This is a genomic window from Moraxella sp. CTOTU48717 (assembly GCF_032057165.1).
Lineage (GTDB): Bacteria > Pseudomonadota > Gammaproteobacteria > Pseudomonadales > Moraxellaceae > Faucicola > Faucicola tetraodonis.
The window spans coordinates 24,665-49,329 of record NZ_DAMBBC010000011.1 but is presented as its reverse complement, the minus strand read 5'-3'; the positions used below and the strand labels follow the sequence as shown (position 1 = coordinate 49,329).

At 43.4% G+C, this 24,665-nt stretch carries 19 protein-coding genes; 15 read left to right on the top strand and 4 right to left on the bottom strand.

The features are described 5' to 3' along the window. Positions 1-20: 20 nt before the first annotated feature. A complete protein-coding gene (hisC, locus tag RT084_RS07925) occupies positions 21-1,145 on the bottom strand; it encodes a histidinol-phosphate transaminase (RefSeq protein WP_219331568.1) in 1,125 nt (374 codons plus the stop codon). 351 nt (positions 1,146-1,496) lie between these two features. Between hisC and RT084_RS07920 the strand changes: the two genes are divergently transcribed. Continuing rightward, positions 1,497-2,783, top strand: a complete 1,287-nt coding sequence (locus tag RT084_RS07920) for an MFS transporter (protein ID WP_312385574.1) — start codon at positions 1,497-1,499, stop codon at positions 2,781-2,783. A gap of 293 nt (positions 2,784-3,076) precedes the next feature. Next, the gene (locus tag RT084_RS07915; RefSeq protein ID WP_060994576.1) at positions 3,077-3,625 is read left to right on the top strand and encodes a ferritin; all 549 of its coding nucleotides are present in this window, start codon (positions 3,077-3,079) and stop codon (positions 3,623-3,625) included. A gap of 103 nt (positions 3,626-3,728) precedes the next feature. Here the strand turns inward: RT084_RS07915 and lon are convergent, their stop codons facing one another. From lon to RT084_RS07900, 3 genes are all read right to left on the bottom strand, one after another. Next, positions 3,729-6,209 (bottom strand): endopeptidase La, encoded by a 2,481-nt coding sequence (lon, locus tag RT084_RS07910; RefSeq protein ID WP_312385576.1) that lies wholly within the window; start codon positions 6,207-6,209, stop codon positions 3,729-3,731. A gap of 291 nt (positions 6,210-6,500) precedes the next feature. Continuing rightward, a complete protein-coding gene (locus tag RT084_RS07905) occupies positions 6,501-6,764 on the bottom strand; it encodes a hypothetical protein (protein WP_312385577.1) in 264 nt (87 codons plus the stop codon). Then, a complete protein-coding gene (locus tag RT084_RS07900; RefSeq protein WP_312385578.1) occupies positions 6,751-7,368 on the bottom strand; it encodes a 5-formyltetrahydrofolate cyclo-ligase in 618 nt (205 codons plus the stop codon). The genes RT084_RS07905 and RT084_RS07900 overlap by 14 nt, the downstream gene beginning before the upstream one ends. A 483-nt stretch (positions 7,369-7,851) precedes the next feature. Between RT084_RS07900 and RT084_RS07895 the strand changes: the two genes are divergently transcribed. From RT084_RS07895 to RT084_RS07835, 13 genes are all read left to right on the top strand, one after another. Further along, entirely contained in the window at positions 7,852-8,835 is a 984-nt protein-coding gene (locus RT084_RS07895; RefSeq protein WP_313098999.1) for an AraC family transcriptional regulator, read from the top strand. Between the two features lie 218 nt (positions 8,836-9,053). Further along, entirely contained in the window at positions 9,054-9,950 is an 897-nt protein-coding gene (locus tag RT084_RS07890) for a hypothetical protein (protein ID WP_313098997.1), read from the top strand. Between the two features lie 27 nt (positions 9,951-9,977). Then, on the top strand, positions 9,978-11,183 hold the full coding sequence (gene gspF, locus RT084_RS07885; protein WP_201665962.1) for a type II secretion system inner membrane protein GspF: 1,206 nt from the start codon (positions 9,978-9,980) through the stop codon (positions 11,181-11,183). 140 nt (positions 11,184-11,323) lie between these two features. After that, entirely contained in the window at positions 11,324-11,773 is a 450-nt protein-coding gene (gene gspG / locus RT084_RS07880; protein ID WP_203172166.1) for a type II secretion system major pseudopilin GspG, read from the top strand. A 212-nt stretch (positions 11,774-11,985) separates the two neighbouring features. Next, the gene (locus tag RT084_RS07875; protein ID WP_409519594.1) at positions 11,986-14,154 is read left to right on the top strand and encodes a cytochrome c biogenesis protein CcdA; all 2,169 of its coding nucleotides are present in this window, start codon (positions 11,986-11,988) and stop codon (positions 14,152-14,154) included. 168 nt (positions 14,155-14,322) lie between these two features. Next, the gene (locus RT084_RS07870; RefSeq protein ID WP_313098990.1) at positions 14,323-14,868 is read left to right on the top strand and encodes a DUF3465 domain-containing protein; all 546 of its coding nucleotides are present in this window, start codon (positions 14,323-14,325) and stop codon (positions 14,866-14,868) included. Between the two features lie 155 nt (positions 14,869-15,023). Then, entirely contained in the window at positions 15,024-16,325 is a 1,302-nt protein-coding gene (locus tag RT084_RS07865) for a phospholipase A (protein WP_312116522.1), read from the top strand. Positions 16,326-16,333: 8 nt separating this feature from the next. Further along, a complete protein-coding gene (locus RT084_RS07860) occupies positions 16,334-17,077 on the top strand; it encodes a ComF family protein (RefSeq protein WP_313098986.1) in 744 nt (247 codons plus the stop codon). Between the two features lie 326 nt (positions 17,078-17,403). Then, complete coding sequence (locus RT084_RS07855) at positions 17,404-17,940, top strand: GspH/FimT family pseudopilin (RefSeq protein WP_144918136.1); 537 nt, start codon at positions 17,404-17,406, stop codon at positions 17,938-17,940. Then, complete coding sequence (pilV, locus tag RT084_RS07850) at positions 17,937-18,533, top strand: type IV pilus modification protein PilV (protein ID WP_312385840.1); 597 nt, start codon at positions 17,937-17,939, stop codon at positions 18,531-18,533. Before RT084_RS07855 ends, pilV begins: the two co-directional genes overlap by 4 nt. Continuing rightward, positions 18,533-19,459: a PilW family protein gene (locus RT084_RS07845; RefSeq protein ID WP_050325839.1), complete on the top strand. Its 927-nt coding sequence runs from the start codon at positions 18,533-18,535 to the stop codon at positions 19,457-19,459. The genes pilV and RT084_RS07845 overlap by 1 nt, the downstream gene beginning before the upstream one ends. A gap of 57 nt (positions 19,460-19,516) precedes the next feature. Beyond that, a complete protein-coding gene (locus RT084_RS07840; protein ID WP_312385843.1) occupies positions 19,517-20,365 on the top strand; it encodes a pilus assembly protein PilX in 849 nt (282 codons plus the stop codon). A 49-nt stretch (positions 20,366-20,414) separates the two neighbouring features. Next, the gene (locus tag RT084_RS07835; protein WP_312385845.1) at positions 20,415-24,659 is read left to right on the top strand and encodes a pilus assembly protein; all 4,245 of its coding nucleotides are present in this window, start codon (positions 20,415-20,417) and stop codon (positions 24,657-24,659) included. The last annotated feature ends 6 nt before the right edge of the window (positions 24,660-24,665 follow it).

Below are 24,665 nucleotides of genomic sequence, written 5' to 3'. Positions count from 1 at the left end.
GCTAGGGTCACTCACAGCGGTCAAACCAAATTTGTTAAGGTATCTAGTAAGCGCTGATTTTGTTCTGCCGTACCGATGGTGATACGCAAATAATCGCTAATTTTTGGTTTGTTAAAATGACGAACAATCACCCCTTGCGCCCGCAATTTTTCAAATACCTGTATGGTTTCCCCCATTAAAGCAGGTGGTTTGGCAAACACAAAGTTGGCTTGTGAAGGCAAGACAGTAAAGCCTAATTGGGTCAAAGCTTGCGTGACATCATGGCGTAGTGCGATGACTTTTTGGTTGCAGGCAACAAAATAATCGTTATCTTGTAAGCTGGCAACTGCACCTGCTTGGGCAAGGCGATCTAGGGGATAGCTGTTAAAACTATTTTTATAGCGATTTAATGCTTCAATGAGTGAGTGATTGGCAAACGCCATGCCGACACGCAGCCCTGCTAACGAGCGAGACTTTGAAAAGGTTTGGGTCACCACTAGGTTATCATATTTATCAATCAAACTGACGGCAGAGGCATTGGGTGTGTCTGCAAAATCGATATACGCTTCATCAATCACAATCACCGCATTGCGATGTTCTTGTAGAAGTTTTTCAATATCCGCCAGCGGCAAAAGCACCCCAGTTGGTGCATTGGGATTGGCAATAATAATACCACTACACGGGCGGCGATAGTCATCAACATCAATGCTAAAATCGGCTTTGAGCGCAATGGTCACCAAATCCACGTGGAAAGTATCGGCATACACAGGATAAAAACTGTAACCAATATCAGGGGTTAATACCGAACGGTCTTTGACAAAAAAACAAGCAAAAATATGCGCCAAAACTTCATCAGAACCATTACCGACAAAAATTTGATTGGGGGCTACCTGATAAACTTGTGCCATCACCGCACGGAGTTCATCGGATTCTGGGGCGGGGTAGCGCTTTAAATGATCGGCTTGATTGAGCAAAACTTGTGCGATGGCTTCAGCGACTTTGGGGGAGGGTGGAAAAGGGTTTTCATTGGTATTAAGCTTACACAGATTGTCATGCTTGGGCTGTTCACCCGGTGTATAGGGCGTTAGGTTGCGAATCAAGGTACTCCACAGTCGAGTGTTAATTTCGGGTGTTGCATCTGCGTTTGAAGTAAGCGTATCCACCATGACAAATCCTTACAAGATAATCAATGTGTTAAATCAATGTGGCCAGTCAATTTGCTAAGTCAATTTACCAAACCAATGCGCCAAAGGCTGGCACAAACAATACATAGTAGCATAAATTGGTTAAAAATTTATCTACCGCAGCCCACTAATATCATAAAATTTGGGCTCAACGGTTGAGCAAGACGGATAGACAGTGAATTTTTAGCCGTTATGTGAATAAACCGTGCGCTGGCTTGACGAATATGTTAAAAGATAACCTTTTAACTCAAGCCCGTTAAACTAAGCCCGTTAAAATAAGCTTATTAAATCACCCGTGCTAATAGATTACCTAGTTAAAATTTTGGAAGATGTATGAAATTCTCAGCGTCGCAATCGAGCGAGTCGAATATTCCCCCTGCTGCTAACGCGTCTCAGATGTCGGTAGCAACTGCCCCGATCAAGGCATTAATTATCACGGTAGTCATTGCCATTTTATTATTGGCTATCAATATGCGCGCGCCCATTATTGGGTTTGGTGCGGTAGCAAAACTGGTTCAGCAAGATTTGGGGTTAACGACCAAAACCATTGGTTTGATTGGTACGATTCCTGTCATGGCATTTGCATCGAGTTCGTTTGTTGCGCCTATGCTGTCACGGCGGATTGGCTTAGAAAACACCATGATTTTGGCAACCAGTTTGCTTGCTATCGGTATTTTTGTGCGGGTGGCGCATCCGCAATTAGGATTTTTGCTAGCGGGTACGGTGCTGCTATCGTTGGCGATTTCACTCGGCAATGTATTAATCCCGGCCGTCATCAAAAAATACACCCCCAATCACATTGGGCTTGTGATGGGAAGCTATTCGATGTTTTTGTCGGTGTTTGCTGGCTTTGCGTCAGGCATTGCGATGTGGCTTGTCAGCTTGTCCAATTGGCAATTTGCACTGGGGGTATGGGGCTGGGTCTCTGTGGCAGCGGTAGCGGCTTGGCTAATGGTCGCCCATTTGCGGCTTCGGCAAAAAATTAGCAGCCATGATGCTCAAGTCATTAATCAAGCGGTTGCCGAAGCAGGACAACTAAGCCGAAAATCAGTCTGGAAAATCCCGATGGCATGGTGGATTAGTGCGTTTATGGGTTTGCAATCACTAATTTATTATACGCTCGCCAGTTTTTTACCGTCGTTACTCATTGATAAAGGGCTGAGCAAAGCGCAAGCAGGCAACGTGGGCATGGTGTTTCAATTGGTCGCTTTTCCTTCGATTTTACTGTTGACTAAATGGGTCTCTAGCCAGTGGAATTTACGCACGTTAGCGTTGCTTGCCGCAGTGGGAAATTTGGTGGGCGTGTTTGGCTTTGGGTTTTTGCCCTTACAAGGCTGGGTATGGGTTTGGAGTATTGCATCAGGCTTTGGATGTGGGGTGATTTTCACCTTATGTATGATGATTTTTACCTTAAAATCAAAAGATAGCCAACAAGCCGCTGAACTGTCGGGAATGGCACAAACCGTGGGTTATAGCATCGCGATAACCGGTCCGATTGTGACAGGGTGGCTTAAAGACTTGAGTCATACTTGGACGTTATCGATGGGGTTTTTAACCATTTTAATGGCGCTTAATTGTGTGTTTAGTTGGTTGGCAACGCAAAACAAAGCGATTGAATAGCGAGGAAAAATTCGTAATAACCTTGCGCGTTTTACCCCGTATTTTTATGTTAAAGGCTTGTGTATCTTTCAGCTAAATTGAGTAAAAAATCCTGTTTATTGCCAGCTTTTTATCTATACTGTGAGCGTCATTACCAATGCAATTAAATAACTGCAATAGTGTTGGTAATGCTCTGTTTTATCCTTAACAACTATATAGCCAATCTTGGTAGCCAATCATAAGATAACGTTGTCTAGTCAAGATTAGCCATCTTATAAAATTAGCCACAAAAAAAATCATCAGAGGAAAATAACATGTCAAACGATAAACGTATTTCAGACGCAATGGAACAAGCGCTAAACAAGCAAATGATGGAAGAAGCCACACAAGCGCAAGCATATATTGCGCTCGGTAGCTGGGCGGAAGTGAACAATTACCCAGGCATTGCAGATTTTTTCTACAAGCATTCCGCTGAAGAACGTAACCATATGTTCAAATTTTTAGCCTATATCAATGAGCGTGGTGGCGAAGCTAAAATTGAAGCAATTCCTGCACCGCGTGATAATCCTGTCAGTCTTGAAACCTGTATCGAAGACGTTTGGCAACATGAGTTAGAAAATTCAAAAAAAATCTATGCACTTGTGGACCAAGCCATGGCAGAGCGCGATTGGGCAACGTTTAATTTCTTACAATGGTTTGTCAAAGAACAAATCGAAGAAGAAGCGTTAATCAATAATCTACGTGATAAATTTGCCTTGGCATCAAAAGATAAGGCGGATAATCAAAGCTTCTATGAGTTGGATAAAGACATGGCATCAGCCTCTCAAGAAGGTGATTTGCCGCGTGAAAAATCGGTGGAATAATTTTTGCCTGCATAAAAAAAGCTGAGAATCAATCTCAGCTTTTTTTGTATTTCATTATTATTTAATTTCAGTTTTTACTTCAGTGTGAGCTTAGCTTTGTGAATTAACTTTTTAAACTAACGTCACTGGCATCGACTGGCAATTGATTGGGTTTTAACGCCACAGGCTGTGATACCAAAGCGGCTTTAAATACTTCATCAATCGTTTCTACTGGCTGGATGCTTAAGCCTTGTTTGACATTGTCAGGAATATCAACCAAGTCACGCTCATTGGATTTTGGAATCAACACGTGTTTGATACCGCCACGATGCGCTGCAAGCAGTTTTTCCTTCAAGCCACCGATACGTAACACTTTGCCGCGCAAGGTAACTTCACCCGTCATGGCAATATCGGGGCGAATAGCAATACCCGTCATCGCAGAGGCTAACGCAAGCGTTAACGCAATACCGGCAGATGGACCGTCTTTGGGAGTCGCACCTTCTGGCATATGCACGTGGATATCTGTGCCTTTGAGCTTATCATAGCTGACGCCTAAGCTATCAGCACGGGCACGAACTACCGTCATCGCCGCACGAATCGACTCTTTCATCACATCGCCTAGTGAACCTGTAAAACTCAGTTCACCTTTACCCTGCACGGCAACCGCTTCAATGGTCAACAGCTCACCACCGACTTGGGTCCAAGCCAAACCTGTGACGCGACCGACTTCAGGTTCTTGCTCCGCCAAGCCATAATCGAATTGGTATACACCCAAGTAATCAGCGACATTTGAACTATCGACCGTTAATTTGTGTGCCGCGGTTTTATCTTCCGCTTTGTCTTTGCCCGATGATTCAACGTTTTGTTTCACCACTTTGCGGGCGATTTTGTTGATTTCACGTTCAAGGTTACGCACACCTGCTTCACGGGTATAGCGTTGTACAATTGCTTTGAGTGCCTCATCGGTGATATCAATTTCAGTATCACTTAAGCCATTTTGCTGAATCGCTTTTGGTACTAAGTATTTATCGGCGATGCTGATTTTTTCATCTTCGGTATAACCTGGCAGACGAATCACTTCCATACGGTCAAGTAACGCAGGCGGGATATCCATACTATTGGCGGTACAGATAAACATCACTTGTGATAAGTCTAAATCCATATCCAAGTAGTGATCGTTAAAGCTATGATTCTGCGATGGATCTAACACTTCAAGCAGCGCTGAAGCAGGGTCACCACGAAAATCTTGCGCCATTTTATCGATTTCATCGAGTAAGAATAGCGGATTTTTTACGCCCACTTTTGAAAGTGATTGTACGATTTTACCTGGCATAGCACCGATATAGGTACGTCGGTGCCCACGAATTTCGGCTTCATCTCGCACGCCGCCCAATGCCATACGGATAAACTCACGACCTGTCGCACGGGCAATGGACTCACCTAAAGAAGTTTTACCCACCCCAGGCGGACCTACTAAGCAAAGAATCGGACCTTTTAAGGTATCCACGCGAGATTGCACTGCCAAAAACTCCAAGATGCGGTCTTTCACGTCTTGTAAACCATAATGGTCAGTGTCAAGCACGTCATGGGCTCTATTGAGGTCGATTGAGACATCACTGGTTTTGTTCCAAGGGGTGTCTAAAATCCACTCGACATAGTTGCGCACGACCGATGACTCAGAAGAGGCAGCAGGCATGGTTTTGAGTTTACGAAACTCATTTTCTGCTTTTTTACGCACCGCTTCTGGCAAATCGGCTTCCGCTAAACGTTTTTCTAGCTCAGCAATGTCGTCATCGTCATAATTTTCACCACGTTCTTCATGAAGGTCAGAAAGCTCAGATTTTATCGCTTTCATTTTTTCATTTAAGAAATACTCGCGCTGGTTGTTTTCCATCTGGCGACGGACCGCTTCTTGTAATTCTTGCTCGATATTGTGCTCGGCACTTTGCTGAATCAAATAGTCTGACAACTCTTTGATATGCGCAGTCAAATCATCGACTTCCAAAAAGTTTTGTTTAATCGATAAATTGAGTGAGACACGCGTCGCAATGAAATATACCAACTCTTCAAGTTGGGTGATACGCTCAGCCACACGAATTAACTCGCGTGAGTTACGTAGGCGGTTTTCGGCATATTTACTAAACAAAGCAACTAACGCTTCTTTGTGCGATTTTTGCGTTTTAGCGCTCATATTCACGGTGATAGGCGCTTTTTCAAAATCGGCCAGTAATACCGCTTCTTCCTCATCGGTGTCTTGGATATCGACCAATTTGGCACGGTAAAGACCTTCAATCAGCACTTTGATGCAATTTTCGTCATTTTCATGTGGCATGGTATTGACGACACGGCACACCGTACCATATTCGAATAGATTGCTGGCATCAATGTCTTCAGATAGTGAGTCTTTTTGTGCCACCACCAATACTTTATTGTCAAATTCATTTTGCGCAAGCTCGACTGCTTTGACTGAGGGCGTACGACCCACAAATAAAGCAATTTGCATTTGTGGATACACCACAACGTCACGTAAAGCTAACAATGGTAGCGTAGTGAATTCTTGCGACTCAGATGATTCTGGATTTGTCATTAAAACATCATCTTGCATATACTATGTCCCCTTAAATAACACAACAAGCAACTGACCATTTGTGAGCAAATGATGGCTTGCTGATAGACTTAAAAATATAAATGGCGTCAATGCAAAAAATTGCAAGGCTGGTCACACAAAGGGGAAAAAAACGACCAGCCAAGGGCAATAAATTGGTAACAAAGCGCTGAAAATAACCACCGCAATCGTGCACTGAGCCTAATGCCGCTGTAATATTGATTTATATTTATCTAATTTTTTAGGCTAGTTGATACGTGTTCAATTTATGCATGTCTAGCTTATACGTATCTAAAAGTCGTCCAAGTCTTCAGAATTCACTCGGGTAAAGGCATCAGCTTGGGTTAAAAGTTGCGTTAATCTAGCGGGATTCATGACACTGGCAATTTCTGAATTGCTTAATTCACCGCTTGATGGGTATAAGGGTTGATGGACTTGGCTAGTGTCGGTATGGGTATCGCTATCAATATTAATCTCAATATCAGCGTCATTGTCGGTTACGGAAGGTGAGGTCATCACCACATGTTGAAACAGGGAGTTGTCATTTTTTTGCATGGGATTGTTCCACCAAATAGCGTCGGAATATCCATAGGTTACTCGGCGTGATAAGGGCATCAAGCGTGATATCCCAAGGATTAGCATTTAATTTTTCAACCAATTGAAAATCATAAGCCCAGCCAATTTTAAGCGGTTTGTTTTTAGCCTTGGCTAAGGTGCGGTCATAGTAACCGCCACCCATCCCCATACGATTGCCAATTTTATCCGCTGCCACTAACGGCATAAACAATACATCAAGCGCCGCGACGTTAAGCATTTTTCCTTTCTCAGGTTGGCGCATACCCAGTGGGTGTTTGGGTAGGCGAGATTGTCGCCAAGTTTTTTGGCTAAATTGGATAAATACCAGCGGCTGATGTTTGCCGGTGACGACAGGTAAATAAATACGATAACCGCGCTGTCTCGCCCAATCCATCAGCGGTTGGGTAGGCATCTCCCCAAAGGCATCGGCAAAAATCCCGATCTTGACGTTTTTGCCAGTTAAAGCAGGATGCTGTAGTCGATTTAAACTTCGTCGTGCTTGATAAGCGACGCGATTACGGTGGCGCCTGGATAAGCGTAGACGTTGTTGACGTAACTGTTTACGCAAGTGATGAGAATTCATAGATTCATAGCGATGATGTAATGGTTATAGATTATAGTTAAGCCATTGATAATAAAGCATGATAATAAATCAAAATCAAAAAAAAGCCAAATGGCTGATTTGGCTGATTAGGTTTAGTTGCTTAGCTATTTCTTTACTTATTTATTTGCTTAAACACCCAAATATCCTACCGCTAGTGTATAACCCATAACAAGTGTCCACTAATTATTATTACCTGTTATGCCACTACCTTTGAAATCGTTGAAAAATAAAGCATTTTTGCGGCCTGTAACACTGAATTTTAGTAGCCCTACGGACTCAAACTTAACCAGCAGCGCCTGTAAAAGATGATATGATTGCTGATAACGAGGATGACGGTTTATGTATACGTCTTTAAATTTTTATCTCAAGTCCAATTACCAAAGTTTGACTTGTAAGTTAGCTAGTTTGTAGTTTATGTTGCATTTTTTTTAAATTGCCGTGTTAATAACTTAGGAAAAATTAATGGATGCACTCAGTATGTTGCTTGAAGATATACATTTGTATCAAACTCAGTATCACTATATACACGCCACTGGGGAGTGGTCGTTTGAGTTAGATAAAAAAGATTGTATCGTGTTTTATTTGATTACCACAGGTGGGATCAGTATTAAGGTCGATGATGTATATCGCAACGCACACGCGCGCGATGTGGTCATGGTGCCAGGCGGCAAAAAACACCTTGTTTGTGGTGTGGGGCAATCGGATATCCCATCAATTGACATTGCCCCGTTATTAAGCAACCAGACTGTTGAAACTATCAACTTGGGTAAACCTGCGATTTCTAGCAAAGGTGATGAGCCAGCGCAAACAACTGAAATGGTGGCGATTGTATGCCATTACGATCGAGAGATTACGCGCCCGTTACTCAGCGCTTTACCAGAAATTTTGCCAGAAAGCGAATCAAAAGATGAGCAAAAAATGATTATGCTTGAGTTGGGTGTCAAATTTTTGGCATTAGAGTCTGAGCAGAATCGACTTGGTAAAATGACCATTATCAATCGTATCGCCAGTATTTTGATGATTGAGTGTGTGCGCAACTATATTGAGGATTTGCCTGAAGCGACAGATAATTGGCTAAAAGCTGTGAAAGACCCTTACCTTGCCAAGGCGTTGGCAGTCATGCATGATCGACCTGAAACCAATTGGACCATTCATAAGCTAGCTGAAGTCGCCGGGATGTCACGCAGTAGTTTTGCCGAACATTTTCGTGAGGTGGTGGGGGTGCCGCCGTTGACTTATTTAACGGACTATCGACTTCGTCTTGCGGCGCGTTATTTACGGCTACAAGAAAATAGCATCAGCCGTATCAGTGAGTTAGTGGGTTATGCCTCCGATAGTACCTTTAGCCAAGCATTCAAACGCGTCTATAAAATGTCACCACGAAAATATCGCCAGTCGTTTCGAACCGATGATGTGCATTTTGCTGACAGCTTGAGCGAGGAATGAGTCAGTAGTCGAGAACCCTGAGTAACCACAAAAAAGCAGGTTTGCTGCGGTTTTGTGGTTATTCCCATTTTTATAGCAAGTTTTATATCTTATAGCGAGTTTTATCGCAATTAAGAATGATCAGTCTATTTTCATAGCAATATCTGTTAGGTTATGTCGACAGGGGTATGATATAGTGACAAGCACTGTCCCATATATTATCAGCTGTGATTGCCAACATGGAAACTTCAACTACCAAAGGTCAACCTGTCGAAGCACATGGCTTGCACATCAAGCCCAATCCAGAAGACCCTGCGATGGACCATCGTGGTATTAACCCAATGGATGTTACCAGTCAATACACCGCCGTGTTTCATGCCCAAGAAAACGCGGTGACCCAGTATTTTGAGCACTCCCATCCCAACCAACTGTTATTTTATATCTCCAGTAAAAAATCCCAGTTTATTGAAACTAAAAAACTGCAAGTCGCCAAATACTTAAATATGCGCGATAATGTTGGGCTGATGCAACTGCAGCATTTGTTCAATAATTTACATATTGTTGATGATTTGGTGATGTCCATTAGCCATCATTTACCGCCGCAGCGACCGATTGGTTGGCAGCTTGTCAGCCAAAACAAAAATTTAATGAACCTGCCAACCGTAGGCTTGATGCCATCATCAGCTGAATTTCGCGGTCTTGAGCATAGTTTGGCGGCGACCGTGATTCAGTTTTTGGGGGTGGCATGCTATCACAATGACCGGGGTTATTTTGTGGGGCATATTTTAGGTTATCTATTTAGTTGTTATTATTTTGCCCATCTCGGTGTCAACTATTCGGTCACCCCATTAAAAGAGGCAGCGATTCCCAATTACCCTTACCAAGTCATCAATGTGGCAGAATTGGTGAGACTATTGCAATCACTCGATGAGTCGCTCAAAGCGCAAGTTTATCAATTAGCCATCTATTGTGCGCAAATCAGTGAATACGCCGTTGACAAACGAATCGAGAAAATGCTGATTACTGAGGTCAATAGCTTTAACAAACAAGACTTGCGCGATGAGCTATCGGTGTTGGTACAATATGATTCCAATGAAAACGAGTCTTTATTTCAGCCTATTAAGCCTTTAAAATAACGCTAATCTTACCCGTTGGGAACTCACATGCCCGCATTTCAGTACAAAGCCATGGATACCCAAGGCAAGTCACACCAAGGTATTCTTGAAGCCGATTCTGCTAGGCTAATCCGCCAACAACTGCGTGATAAAAATTTACTGCCTGTCGAAGTCTCACCTGTACAAAAAACCGATGTCAGTCGCAACCGATTGTGGCAAAAAGGGGTGGGTGCGTATGATTTGGCATTAATCACCCGCCAATTGTCGGTGTTATTGGCAGCATCGATACCGATTGAACAAGCGTTACAAGCGATTGCCAAACAAAGCGAAAAACCGCATGTCAAAGCGTTGATGCATGGCGTGCGTGCCAAAGTATTGGAAGGCTATAGCCTAGCGAGCGCGCTACAAGACTCCGGTAATTTTCCAGCAATTTATATCGCCACCATTGCCGCAGGTGAGCGCTCAGGGCATTTGGATTTGATTTTAAACCAGTTAGCCGATTACACCGAAAATCGCTTTGCCATGCAAAAAAAGGTACAAGGCGCGATGGTGTATCCGATAATTTTGCTGATGATGGCAGTGGCAGTGGTGATGGGCTTGATGAGCTTTGTCGTGCCAAAAATTGTCAAAGTGTTTGAACAATCTGAGCAAGCGCTGCCATGGATCACCCAAGTGGTGTTAGCATTGTCTAATCTTTTAACCCAATGGTGGTGGCTGATATTAGGTGGTCTAATCGGTGGGGTTTTTTTATTTGTGAAGTTTATTAAAACGGCGGCAGGCAAAGCCACTTTTGACCAATTTGTCTTGCGGTTACCGGTTTTTGGTAAATTATCGCGAAATCTGAACGCCTCACGTTTTGCCAGTACGTTAGCGATTTTGGTACGTTCAGGGGTGCCATTGGTGGAAGCACTGGCCATCGGCGCGGCAGTCACTACCAATACCCATATCAAACATACCATCGCGCGCGCCACAGAAAAAGTCACCGAAGGCGCGAGCCTATCAAGCCAGCTTGAGCGCAGTAATTATTTTCCGCCGATGATGGTACAAATGATTAAAAGCGGCGAGAATTCAGGCGAGCTTGATGACATGCTGACGCGTGCAGCAGCGATGCAGCAAAATGAAGCCACCAATATGATTAGCACGCTATTGTCGCTACTTGAGCCGCTGATGTTGGTGCTGATGGGCGTGATTGTCATGACCATTGTGATGGCAGTGATGCTACCGATTATCAATATGAATGATTTGGCAGGGTAAACCCTAAAACCGCCAAATAATTAATCGCTAAATAATTAATGGCTAAATCATCCGACAAAATTAACCAAATCGGTATGCAAATTGTCAAAAAAGCCGTGTAAAATCCTAACACCTTATCAAAAGCGCTAAAAATCTAAAAAATGGAAATTCGTATGTGTTGTGCTCATGTATCAAAAAATCGTCAAGCGGGTTTTACCTTAATTGAAGTCATGGTGGTGATTGTCATTTTGGCAATTTTGGCAGGTCTGGTGGTACCCAAAGTGGTGGGTCAAAGTGACAAAGCCCGCGTCAAAACCACCGAAACGGCTTTATCCAACACCTCAAATGCCATTGATATGTTTAAAGTGGACAATGGTCGCTATCCCACCACCCAAGAAGGCTTAGAAGCCTTAAATAAGCCACCACAAGGCGCCAAAAACTGGCCAGAGGGCGGGTATATTAAAGGCGGTTTCCCGAAAGATGGCTGGGATAATGAGCTACAATACGTTATCCCAGGTACCGAAGGCAGAACCTATGATTTATTCTCATTGGGGGCTGATGGCAAAGAAGGCGGCGAAGGACAAGACGCAGACATTTTTGCTAAGCTATAGTTTAGTGCTGTTACTGGGTTAACGAAATCAGAGTCACGCACTCTGATTTTTTTTGCTAGGTTTTTGGACAGGGATTAGCTAAAATTAGCCGTCATAGTATAATTACGTGGCTGAAAACGTATAAATCTGAAACGTATAAATCTGAAACGTATAAATTTAAAACCTATGAATTTGAAACGTATGAGAAGTTATCTTTGAAAAATCTACCCCCTATGCCCACGCCCTTATCTTGTTTTCGAACCGTGAGTCGTCATGCCTCTTTACTTGGCACGCTACTGGCTGTCACTAGCCTCACTATGCCAAGCGCGCAAGCGATTAGTTTAAGCGAGGTTTTTGGCGGCAGTGACAATCCCAGCTTGACCGTCAAAGACAAGCCGCTACCAGTATATGAGGCTTTTAAAGTCTATACTGAGCAAAAAGGGCAAGTAGTGACCATTCATGTGGATGTCAAAGCAGGCTATTATGCGTATCGGGATAAGTTAACCTTACAATTGCCTGACGGGGTAACAGCGACGCCGCTACAATTTAGTGCAGCACCGACCTACGTGGATGACCCGGATTTTGGTCGGGTGCCTGTGTTTGAACAACCCTTTACTGCCACAACCACCTTGAGCGCGGATCAAGCAATCACCTCACAACCTGCTACAGTCAAATGGCAGGGCTGTGCCAAAGTAGGGCTTTGCTATCCCCCTGAAAAGACCAAATTTGTCATCACCCAATTGGCCGCTTCCACCAAAAATGGCGCAAAAAAATCAGACGCAATGTCGTCAAAAACCGCCCAAGCAAAAGTCACCAATACTGTGGCGACGACCAGCGATGCCGCCCCGACAACGACTCAGCAATCTGCTAGCTTGACCCCTGCTAAAACCGTCGATGAGGCAACTAGCCCACCGTCTGCCAAACCAGCGATTTCCGGTGGCAGTACAGCCGCAGCGGGGCAGCAAGTCGCATTGACCCCAGTGACCGATGCTTCAGCCACCGATGTCTTAACCACAGCGCAGTTAACGGCATCCGCCCCTGTCGTATCTATGGCATCGTCTCAACCTGTCCAAACAACTGTCATGACTAAACCCGCGGCTGCATCGGCGGCGGCAACGAGTTTGACAGCTAGCGCTAGCAATCAAGATATTTTTGGATTGACCAAGCATAGCGGTGTTGCGTTATTGCTGTTGTTTTTAGCGGGATTGGGGTTAGCTTTTACCCCTTGTGTGTTACCTATGCTGCCGATTGTAGCCAATATCGTTGCCCGTCAACATCGTCCATCTGCCAAAAAAGGGTTATTACTCACGGGCAGTTATGGTTTGGGTGTTGCCACCAGTTATGGCATTTTGGGCGCAGTGATTGCGTTATTTGGGCAATCTTTGGGTATATTAAACTGGCTACAAAACCCTGTTATTTTGCTAATTTTTGCAGGGCTATTTATCGTGCTTGGACTGTACATGTTGGATGTCATTCGCTGGCAACTGCCGCATGCGCTTCGTGTTAAGTTCCAAAAAATCAGCCAAATTGGGGCAAATCGACTGGGTAGCTTAAGTGGTAGTTATTTGACGGGCTTGTTCTCTGCGCTGGTTGTCTCCCCTTGTGTGACGGCACCCCTTGCAGGTGCGTTGGCAGGTGTGGCAGCGCTGGGTGATCCTGTGATGGGGTTTGCCGCATTGTTTTTATTGGGGCTTGGGTTATCCACACCGCTCATTTTACTGGGCGCCACCCAAGGTAATTTTATGCCAAAAGCAGGCGAGTGGATGAACTGGGTCAAAACTAGCTTTGGTTTGCTGTTATTTGGCGTCGCTTTATTGATGATAGAGCGTATATGGCTATCAAGCTGGATGCTGATGCTATGGGCGCTGTGGTTTGCTGTGATTGGCTTATGGCTGTGGCGCTGGCAGGGCAAAAAAGGTCAATTACTCACTCAAGCACTAGCATTGCTAGCATGGATTTGGTCAGCGTGTCTTGTGATAGGCACTGCCTCAGGTAGTCAAGATAGTTGGCAGCCGCTTAACAAGCTTGTGAATACCTCAGCGCAATCGGCATTCACGGCAACAAAGACCACCCAAACGATTACAATCACTAAACTGTCAGAGCTTGAACCCTTGCTTACGCAATATCCAAAGCTAGTCGTCAATGTCACCGCAGAGTGGTGCATTGAATGTCGTATCATGGATAAAACACTTTTTGTCAACCCGCCGCAAAGTTTAGCCAGCTGGCAAGTTGTCAAACTCGATGTGACTGACAATACGGCGGATAGCCAAGCAATCTATAAACAACTAGCCGTGTTCGGTCCGCCTGTATTGTTGTTTTACCAAAACGGTCAACTGGTAGCAAGACAAAACGGTGCAGTCAAACGCTCTGATTTTGAGCAACTTTTGTCCCAATTAAATTAACTCTAAACTCAGTTAAAGAAAATTCAGTTCAAGAAAACAACTCAGTTCAAGAAAACTCAGTTCAAGAAAACTCAGTCAAATGATTCATTGACCCATTCAACCATAAAGGTTAAATAAAAATTGAACTATCACTTAGCAAAGTCTATAGCCATCCCGTTAACTTTCGGGATGCTAATTTTTGTCACTGGGTGTTCCCATGCAGGCAATGCCGACCAACAGCCAAGCCAAAATCAAAGCCAAAACCAAAGCGGAAATAGCCAGTTAGCAAGCCCAAATTCACCGTTAGCGAACTCAAAGTCCAATCAAGAGACGACTAAAAATTCAGCAAGTTATACTGACAAAAAACGTCAGGCAACAAATATTCAATGCAACAACGCCGTCATTAATCAAGCTTATCAAGCCAAAAATCCCAGCGTTAAACGACAAGTTTTAGGATGCGGTACGGTGATTAAAGTGCTAAAAGACGATAATGAGGGTAGCCGGCATCAAAAATTTTTGGTCAAAATTGATAACTACCCAAACATCACGGTGTTAATTGCCCATAATATTGATTTGGCACCGCGCATCGAGGATATCAAAACCAAAAATCCCATTCGTTTTTATGGTGAATATATTTATAACGACAAAGGTGGCGTTGTACATTGGACACACCGTGACCCCGCTAGCCGTCATCAAGACGGTTGGCTTGAGTATCAAGGTCAGCAGTATCATTAGAATTACCCATACAAGCACCCATAGAAATACCAATAATTGACGAGCCAATAGTTGATTGAAACTTTACTTTACTGTTAAAAATTATTATGCATTTGTTAACTATTTGTCATCAATTTTTGCTATCATGAACGATATTTTTGTAAGAAGGTCAACCTATGTCACAACTTACGCTTTACCGTACCGCTTTATCGCTTGCTATACTAGCCACACTAACAGTTACAGCAACGGCGCAGGCAAAAACTTCAACAAAAGCTTCAACAAAATCCTCAGCAAAAAATGCAACAAAACCCTCAACACAAGATTCAACAAAAACTTTAATAAAAACAACCGTTATTCCTGTCGACGAGCAAACGCTGCTAACCTGTTCAAAAATCACTGACAATATCGCGCGGTTGGCTTGTTTTGACAAGATAAGCGTTGGTAAAATCGAACCCGAAGCCAAGGCGCCCCTTGATATTGCCAAAACCTTGAAAGTGAGTATCAAAGAAGGTAAAGCAGTGCCCGTGTTAGCCGTGGATCAAACGACAACCGTCACGACTCCCACTAAAAACGAGCAAAAAAAACTGGATCATTTGGTACCCAACAAGCTTGACAAAACCATCTTAAAACAAGTGGGGGTGACTGCAACGGATGTGGAAAAATATACGCCACTGAGTGTGTTATATGACTTGGATAAAAATGATCCCAAAGGGATACTGACGATACGTCCACATTTGCCCATGTATGTCATGCCGCTTTGGTACAACGCGACGCCAAACTATGATATTCATTCACCCACCCAAGATCATGTTCGCGCATCGAAAGATTCTCTTCAGCATCTAGATAGCAAGCTGCAAATTTCAATGAAAACCAAGCTTGCCCAAGATGTGTTTGATACCAATGCCGATGTGTGGCTTGGCTATACCCAGCAGTCTTATTGGCAGGTGTACAATGGTAAGTATTCAAGACCTTTTCGCAGCTCAGATTATCAGCCAGAGATATTTTTGACACAGCCTATCAAGGGTAATCTGCCTGGAAATGGGTCATTAAGAATGTTAGGCGCGGGGCTCGTGCATGAATCAAATGGACAATCAGACCCGTTATCCCGTTCTTGGAATCGTATCTATGCGATGGCAGGGACGGAGTGGGGCAAACTCACCGTGATTCCAAGACTGTGGCTCATCGCATATGAAAACAGTAAAGACTCGGATAACCCAGATATCGGGGACTACATGGGCTATGGCGATGTGCGTTGGTTGTATCCGCTCAATGACCAAAGCACAGTCGGCGGTGTGATGCGTTATAATCCAAGTACCAATAAAGGCGCTATACAGGTGGACTACGCCTATCCATTGACAGGCGGCATGAAAGCGATTTTACAAGTATTCCATGGCTATGGTGAAAATATCCAAGACTATAATCATAAGAGCACCAATGTTGGTATTGGTATCATGTTCAATGATTTTAAAGGGCTTTAACTGCGTTTATGGCAATCATAGCCCCCTTGCCTTGGTGGCGATTGCCCTTTGCCATGGCGCTGGTATATCAAGCGAAAGCTCATCACCGTTGCCAACTATGTGGCATCAATGACTGCGCTGCAGCAGGCTTTGATAAGTTAGCACCGCGTCATCATGACCATTGGTTCAATCGACAGCAATTTCTTTGTCAGCCATGCCATAGCCGGTTTGCATGGTCAGCGTCATGCTTTACTTTGCAATTGAGCCAAACGTCACTGCGTGGCGTAGCCAGCAGCTACTATCAATATCCCCTCAATCAAATCATGCTTGGGTACAAAAATGGGCAGCAGTTACATCATCTGCCCGTTTTGGTTCAAGCTATCAGACAGCTTAATATTCCCAAAGGTTGTCATTCCAAAAACTCTTTAATTATTAAAGTGCCAACAAGTTTACAGCGCATTCGGCAACGCGGCTTCGATCCGCTTGCCATGTTAACCGCTTATCTAAGCTTTCATTGGCAAATCCCTGTTTTTACGGGTGTGCAGCGATTCGAGCGACCTCACCAGCAGGGGCTAAGCCGAGAGGAGCGTTTGGATAATATCAAAGATGCGTTTTCTCTAACAGATATGCCTCCTAGCAAAAATTTGATTTTGTTTGATGATGTGGTGACGACAGGCGCCACCTTGTCTGAATTGGCTAATCTACTCACGAATTATCACCCATCTTCCCATATTCATGCGTATTCAGTCTTGCATGGTAAGGTTTTGCATTAGGTCCTGCTTGTGACTGTTTTGCGACCAAAGTTGCAACGCCATACCGTTAAAGCTCGCAGATAAAGGCGGGCTACCAGTGGGTTATTGGAAGGATTCTTTAAAATACTAAGCTAAAAATGATTTGATAATACGTGAGCGCCCTTTCGTCCTAATTCGCTTAGCAACGATAAGTGGCTCAGGTAAACTATGGGTAGTAAGCTTTAGGTATGACAATTAACAAAAATACTGCGATAATAGGTATGTTTTTTGCTTTAATGTTAGAATGGTTTGTGCTAGTAAACATGGTATGATAGGTCGTTTATCAAGGGGTATGGGTGGGTATCGTGATGAAAGTTTTGAAAAGACAGTATCATCGTGACCGAGACCAAGGTTTTACGCTGATTGAGCTTGTCATCACCATTGCAATTATAGCTATCATTGCGGCGATGGCAGCACCTAGTATGCAACGACAGATTCAGCAAGCCAGAATCAAAGATGGGGCAAACATCATTGAAGCTGCGCTAAAAGATGCAAGAACCCAAGCAATGATTGCTCAGCGATCTACTAGGGTAGTGCTAACCAATAGCTCATCAAGCAAAAAAATCACTGTATTGTATGTAAAAAGGTCGGCAACAGATGCTGATGAAATGCTGTCTGACTATACGCTAGACAAAAATTTGACGATTACCGCTAGCCCGAGTGCCTTAACTGCAGTTAGTTTTACCCCTTATAAAAAAGCTTACCAAGGGGACACCGGAACGGGCACTGTCACAGATAGCTCGACCAATTTTTCAGTGTGTTATGGCGCTGGGTCTGATAAATATACCATCATGGTCGATGCAAGCAGTAATATTGTCACTAGCAAAAATGGGACGTGTTCATGAACTCACAAAAAGGCATTGGCTTAATAGAAGTGCTGGTGGCATTGATGTTGTTAGCAATCGCGGTGCTTGGATTTACTGCGATGCAGATGACCGCAGTCAAAGCTACCGATGAGAGCTTGATGCGTACCCGAGCATTAACTGTCATGCGGGGTGGCGCAGAAATGATGCGAGCGAATCCTGCTGGCATCGCTAAATTTAGTGATGCATTAAATTCAAGTGCGGTGACCACTGCTATTATAGTGGATGGCACATCTATTACCAAAGATAGTTGTATGACAAACAATAGTACTGTCCCAACGCCTTGTACGATAAACCAAACAGCGACGAAAGATGCGCTAACGCTAAAGCAATATGCGAATGATAATGAGTTAACTATCTCAATGGTGACTTGTCCAGGCACGGGTACAACAACCACTACTACGACCGTTGGCACTGTCACTACGACAAGAACAGTCTCAGGCCAGGCGCGTCAATGTTTTGTAACTAGCTGGGGTACAACTACAGCGACATTAGGATCGGGCAATAATGACTGTGCCAATACAGATGGTGTTTACAACTCTGGTGCACAGTGCTTTATTCTGGAGGCTTATTGATGATGTTGACTTCTAATCGTCACTACACGCCTCAATTAGGTTTTACCCTTGTCGAACTCATGATCTCTATTGTCTTAGGATTGCTGATATCGGCTGCCGTTATCCAAATTTATCTAACCAATGTCAGAACGACTACAACACAAAAAAGTGGCAGTGAGCTGCAAGATGCTAGTATTTTTGGACTTCAGCAGTTAGAAGCTCACATACGTTTGGCAAACCTTGGAAACTCAGTAAATAAAATAACGGATACCACCGAAAATGGCGGTATCGTGTTATCCTTAAAAAATCTAGGGGTGACTGATACAATAATACTCCCTTTTTTGACGCATACCGCAGGTGATAAAGGGTTTACTAGTACTTCAAATATTAATAATATCAATAGTGACCAACTGACTATACAGTTTACCAATACCACAGGGCAAACGATGTCAGATTGTGAAAGCGTAGATATCCCTCCAAATACAAAAGTGATTGAGCGCTATTTTGTGCGACAAGTGACGGGTGACACCAGTACAGGGGCAGTCAAAAATCTTGCCTTGGTGTGTGATGCAGGTAGAATTGATGGTGCAACGATTACGGATTTAAGTGCAAATTATAAAACGGGTGGTAATGAACTGATTACGGGTGTCGATCAATTTAAAGTGTTATTAGGTGTTCAAGACGCAACCAATAGAATCATGTACTTGCCAAGCTCTACTTATATCAGTCTTACAACATCACCGCATCCATCGATTGTGGCGGTGCGTGTTGGGCTGATAGTGAGAGGTAGTACGCCTATTGTAGGTAGTAGTGATAAAACTAGCTTTACATTATTAGGTCAAACCCATGAGTTAAAAACAGACACCACACGCAAACAATTGGTACGTACTACTTATGAGTCAACCACACTACTACGCAATGCCCGTGTTATTAGTGTGACGCCTTAGTATTCACCATTATTTATCCTATTTTCAGCCGTTTTTTAGCAACTTGAGATGTACAGTATGCCGACCAGTATGCCCAATCATTGCCATACCAAACTCGCTAAACCACCTGTAGTGCTGTATCGCCCTAATCAGCAAGGAGCGGCTCTGATTGTGGTGTTATTATTTTTGGTGCTAATTATGTTGGCAGGTGTGATGGCAGTCCGCCGTAGTAGTACTGATTTAAAGACAGCAACCGCCGACCAAATCAACACACTTTTATTACAATCTTCTGACAGTGCCAATCAAAAATTAGAAAATATGCTGAATGGCAGCCCTAGTTCGCAAGAGTATAAAGATGTAATGAGCGTATCGGGTGTGTTTGGACACTTTTTACTAAACCCAGACAACCAAGGCAATGAGTTCATCTATTGTTATAACCCGCGTACGCGCAAATACTTGACCAGTAATGCCACTATTTATACTTCCACAGGTGGGACATGGAGTGGTCTTAATAATGGTATCTGTGATTATAACAGCCCAGCAGGATACACCAGTGCCCGCCATACGGTAATGACACAGATGAGCGTATCAATACCAGTAGGGTCGAATGATGATGAAGTATTCTCCAATGTGGTGATTGGCAAAGAAGTAGAAAACCGCTCTAGTAAAAAATTTAAATTTAATATTCGTGCCACCTCCGTATTGCCAGCTTTTAATCCACCCAAAGATAGTAGTAATACCAGTTGTCTTACCAAGTCCAGTGTGCCAATGGCCGATGGTAAGATTCCACTATTAACTTGTTTGCATGATGCAGGTACACCAACCAAGATGTTATATGAGCAAGCTGACGTTGAGAACAACTCCGAAGGTATCAAATGTATCACTTATGGCAGAGGCTCGCTTGACACAGCGTGTCAGCTGTCATGATGAAAGCCTTCGTTGACCTAGGTTTGATTATAAAGAAAGGATTGATAATATGAAAATTACTAAGCGTCATCCGTCTTCTGTTCAGCGGTTATTACCATCACTAAAATATCTAGTGGTGGCGATGGCATCTATCGGTATCATGCCACTATCACAGGCAGATGTGGTTCAAAAAAATGTTGGGGACTTGGAGATTTATAAGGCGGCTGAAGGTGGTAAAGTTACCATTACTATGATGCTTGATACCTCTGGAAGTATGGGGCTTACACAGTCAAACGTGGGTTATGAGGCATGTGATTTACCAAGTGGTGTGACTTATTCCTCTTATAGTTATGAAAATTCAACAACTACACCAAGTTATAAACGCTATTTTTGCAAGGTTACGAATAATATACCTAACTACTACTATTATAAAGATTCCTCAGGCAAGTGGTTTCAATGTGGTAGTACAAGTGATGGTTCTACTTCCAAAACAGATTGTAAAATTCCACTAGAAGCTGCCCCCACTACAACAGGTTTGACTAATACTAGTAATTACTTTTATAAAAACAAGCAATTCTATGACCGTATTACGAGGCTCAAAGATGCTATTTTTACGTTAATGGACAGCACTGCCTTAGATTCTAATAAAGTCTCAATTGGAATTGGACAATTTTCAACACAAAGTGATAGTAATAATGAAGCGTTCACCGCAGATGGTATCAGTGGTAAAATCCTAGTGCCAGCAGCATTGCTAGATGATACACAGCGTCAAAAGATAAGAGACGCGATTGCCGGATTGACAGCCTACAATGGCACACCTTCAGCCAATGCCTATGCAGAAGCAGGTGGCTATATGATGGGTGAAACAACTGCCTTATATAGCCAACTATATTTTGTGAGAAGTAATAATAATTACGCTAAATGTGATAGTTGGGTAGGTGCAACTTGTAATAATTGGAAGGGTTGGTATTCCAATTTCATCCAAGGTACAACTGTAAAAGGCAGTAGTGGTACACTGTCTGGATACAATGGTAACTATTATATGGGTACCCGTTCGGATAGTGGCTTTCCCAACTCATATGCCGATGCAAAAAACTCTGATAAATATAAAACCCCATTAAGTAGCACAAATTCCCAATGCGATGGACAAGGCATCTATTTCCTGACTGACGGTGTGCCCAATAACAACAGTGATCCTAGTGGACTTATGAAACTAGCCTTAGGCAGCAAAGGTAATGATTTCAATATTCCTTCTACAGGAACGCTCACTGGTAGTAGTGATTCAGGCTGGAATGCGATTAGTGTTTTTGCCAAAGCATTGCGCACTAAAACCAGCAACCCTATGGGATTAAATATTAAAACAGCAGTGGTAGGTTTTGGTTCGGATTATAATGTTTCTGCCTATAACGATATTTTAAAAACGTTAAAAATGCCTGTACTGGATCAAGTGACTGCTCTACCGGTAAAAGATTCTGCAGGCAACTATTTATATCAAGATAAAACTGCCAAATACTTTAATTGTAGTCTTTTGCCAAGTGGTGATATCCGAAATACTTGTAACTGGGGCGCTAAATCCAATCCCTTATTGTCAATAGGGGTAGGCGGCTATGGTGAAGGCGGCTTTTACTCAGCCCAATCCACCGAAGATGTCATTAATAGTATCGTTAACTTTGTCAGTGACCTTAATCAAACCATTCCTGCGACTCCATCAGGCACCATAACCATCCCTGATGACCCCTACCGTGCTGATAGTCAACTTGCAGTCGCCTATTACCCAATGGTCGAAGCAAAAGTTGCCGAAGCAAGAGCTATCTGGCCAGGCAATGTCAAGAAATATAACTTAAATCAAGGTACATTGTATGGCAAAAATGAACAGCCATTATTCTCCGATGCGGCAGGCAACCTAGTCAAGACTACTCAAGACTTATGGAGCGATATAGACTATCAAAATAGTAATAACTCAGTCACGTCAGGTGGTTATTATGCCCAGCTAAACACCCCAAATACAGGAGTGAGCTCAGTGCGCACACTTTATATTGAAGATTTAATAGCCACAGGCGCAGCCACTACTAAGTTACGGAAATTTGCGGTCAATACCAACGGTAAGTTGACCCTAGATGGCAATTTAATCACTACCAGTAACACATTTAATGACACCAGTACTTACTCCCTTGATAACGTCGCAAAGCTCCTTAATTTTTTGGGTTTTAGCAATGTATCCTTTGCTACCACAGGGACAGATGTACAAAAATTAAGCGGACTGACACTGACTACTGCTGATAATGCTACATCTGCCACAAAGGTAGTAGGGGCAACGCTGCACTCAGCACCAACCGCCGTTTCTTACTCAGCGACACTAGATGATGATGGGCGCGTTACTGATACCCGAGACGACTATGTGTTGTTTGGTTCGATGGAAGGCGCACTGCATCTGGTGAATGCCGATAATTATGGTAATGGCAATGGCGGTAAAGAGGTATTTGCTTTTATTCCTCGTACTATGTTGCAAAACCAACCGTATGCACTTGAAAAAGACTCAACGAAAATTAACTCGACAACCTCTAGTAGCATTGGTGCTCCCGTGGCAGGGATTGATGCCCCTTGGCTAGTCACAGCCGACTACAAATATGACTTCTCCAACAAAAAAGTCAATATTGATAACTCAGGTAGTGGCAGTACCCAAAAAGGTGTTTTTGCGTATGGTGGGCTAAGGTTGGGTGGTACAGGACTCTATGGACTTAATCTGAACAATTATAGTACGCCTAGTATTGTGTTCAATATCACCCCAACGACCGCTGGATTTGCTGATATGGGACAAATTTGGTCAAAACCTACCAAAGCAAAAATTAAGACCACAACGAGCAGCACGGATACGGGGACAGACGTGCTGATTTTTGGTGGTGGCTATGATCCTTGTTATGAAGCGCAAGACTTTCAAGTAGGCGCCACATCGCCAACTACTGCCGAAGCAACAGCCGATGCAGCCCTTGCCGAAGGCTCGCGTAAAAATATCAAGGTCTGGTCAGACAGTTGTAAGACCAAAGCGACGACCAAAACTGCGGGCAATGCCGTCTATATGATAAATGCCAAAACAGGGGCACTTATTTGGTCGGCTACTAAGTCAGCTAACAGTGTAGGCGCGAACACCACCAATCCTTATCTTAATAGTAGCATTGTAGGTGGTATTACCACACTAGACCGCAACAATGATGGCTTTGTTGATCATATTTATTTTGCAGACTTGGCAGGGCAAGTGTTCCGTGCAGATTTCACCAACGCAGGTGATAGCATCTATGAAAAGAATTCGAGTGGTAACTATGTCGGTACTAAACAGACGGGCTTTGCTGGGCAGCGTATTACTCGCTTGTTACAACCAATTTATCCTGTCGCCAATACCACAGGTGCCATCACTGCCAATACCAATGCCAAATTCAACCTTCGCCTATATGAGCGTCCTGTGGTGAGTTTTTATAGGAATGAGCAAAAAAACAATGCGTTGTTTGCGCTAGTAAACGTCATTTCAGGTGATCGCAGTTCTCCACTATCAAAAATACGTACAAGTAGCACTAATGCTGATCGTGTGTATGGTCTTATAGATACTGATATCACCAAGGCAAACAGTATATTCTTTGCCAAAGATTTTACGACCACCAACACCAACAAACAGACTGTTGTTGACCTGAGTGATAGTGACCTTACCAATATACCAACGGCTTTAGGTACTACCATACCTGTGCCAAGTGCTACTCGTACCACAGCAATTGGCAATATGACATCGGGTAGCAAAAAAGGCTGGTATTATCCGCTAACGCGATTTGATGGCTATAGTAATGTATTGTATAACAAAGGGGTGGGCAAGTCCGAAGTGGTGAATAGTATGCTCTACACGACCGTCTACAATCCAGATATGTCTTATGGTACAGCCGATCCTTGCTCTGCTAAAGTAGTGGGAGGCTCAGAGAGAGAACTATACTGCTTGCCATGGGGTATCTGTACCGATGCCGATTCTAAAACAGGTACAGGCGGATTTTTGCGGGCTGGGCAAGGCATTCAAGAGTTGACTTTGGGACCTTATAGCAGTAATAAAACAAATATCCGATTATTGATTGGTAATGTCATCTTGGCAGATAGAGCCAATAATCGCTTTGATTATGGCACAGATAGCGGCAAAGATAGTAGTTTGATAAAAAGTAATCAACTGGCTGGTGGCAATACATTAATCACTCAGCAAGGCGGCGATGGCTCAGCAGCTGAGTATCTGTATAGAGAACGCTATACGCTAACACCTAGAACTTGGTATGAGACTTTCAGATAAAGGAAT

Bases quoted from the DNA above. Each gene is read 5' to 3' on its own strand.
- hisC (WP_219331568.1), bottom strand. From the start codon at position 1,145: ATGGTGGATACGCTTACTTCAAACGCAGATGCAACACCCGAAATTAAC.
- RT084_RS07920 (WP_312385574.1), top strand. From the start codon at position 1,497: ATGAAATTCTCAGCGTCGCAATCGAGCGAGTCGAATATTCCCCCTGCT.
- RT084_RS07915 (WP_060994576.1), top strand. From the start codon at position 3,077: ATGTCAAACGATAAACGTATTTCAGACGCAATGGAACAAGCGCTAAAC.
- lon (WP_312385576.1), bottom strand. From the start codon at position 6,209: ATGCAAGATGATGTTTTAATGACAAATCCAGAATCATCTGAGTCGCAA.
- RT084_RS07905 (WP_312385577.1), bottom strand. From the start codon at position 6,764: ATGCAAAAAAATGACAACTCCCTGTTTCAACATGTGGTGATGACCTCA.
- RT084_RS07900 (WP_312385578.1), bottom strand. From the start codon at position 7,368: ATGAATTCTCATCACTTGCGTAAACAGTTACGTCAACAACGTCTACGC.
- RT084_RS07895 (WP_313098999.1), top strand. From the start codon at position 7,852: ATGGATGCACTCAGTATGTTGCTTGAAGATATACATTTGTATCAAACT.
- RT084_RS07890 (WP_313098997.1), top strand. From the start codon at position 9,054: ATGGAAACTTCAACTACCAAAGGTCAACCTGTCGAAGCACATGGCTTG.
- gspF (WP_201665962.1), top strand. From the start codon at position 9,978: ATGCCCGCATTTCAGTACAAAGCCATGGATACCCAAGGCAAGTCACAC.
- gspG (WP_203172166.1), top strand. From the start codon at position 11,324: ATGGAAATTCGTATGTGTTGTGCTCATGTATCAAAAAATCGTCAAGCG.
- RT084_RS07875 (WP_409519594.1), top strand. From the start codon at position 11,986: ATGCCCACGCCCTTATCTTGTTTTCGAACCGTGAGTCGTCATGCCTCT.
- RT084_RS07870 (WP_313098990.1), top strand. From the start codon at position 14,323: ATGCTAATTTTTGTCACTGGGTGTTCCCATGCAGGCAATGCCGACCAA.
- RT084_RS07865 (WP_312116522.1), top strand. From the start codon at position 15,024: ATGTCACAACTTACGCTTTACCGTACCGCTTTATCGCTTGCTATACTA.
- RT084_RS07860 (WP_313098986.1), top strand. From the start codon at position 16,334: ATGGCAATCATAGCCCCCTTGCCTTGGTGGCGATTGCCCTTTGCCATG.
- RT084_RS07855 (WP_144918136.1), top strand. From the start codon at position 17,404: ATGAAAGTTTTGAAAAGACAGTATCATCGTGACCGAGACCAAGGTTTT.
- pilV (WP_312385840.1), top strand. From the start codon at position 17,937: ATGAACTCACAAAAAGGCATTGGCTTAATAGAAGTGCTGGTGGCATTG.
- RT084_RS07845 (WP_050325839.1), top strand. From the start codon at position 18,533: ATGATGTTGACTTCTAATCGTCACTACACGCCTCAATTAGGTTTTACC.
- RT084_RS07840 (WP_312385843.1), top strand. From the start codon at position 19,517: ATGCCGACCAGTATGCCCAATCATTGCCATACCAAACTCGCTAAACCA.
- RT084_RS07835 (WP_312385845.1), top strand. From the start codon at position 20,415: ATGAAAATTACTAAGCGTCATCCGTCTTCTGTTCAGCGGTTATTACCA.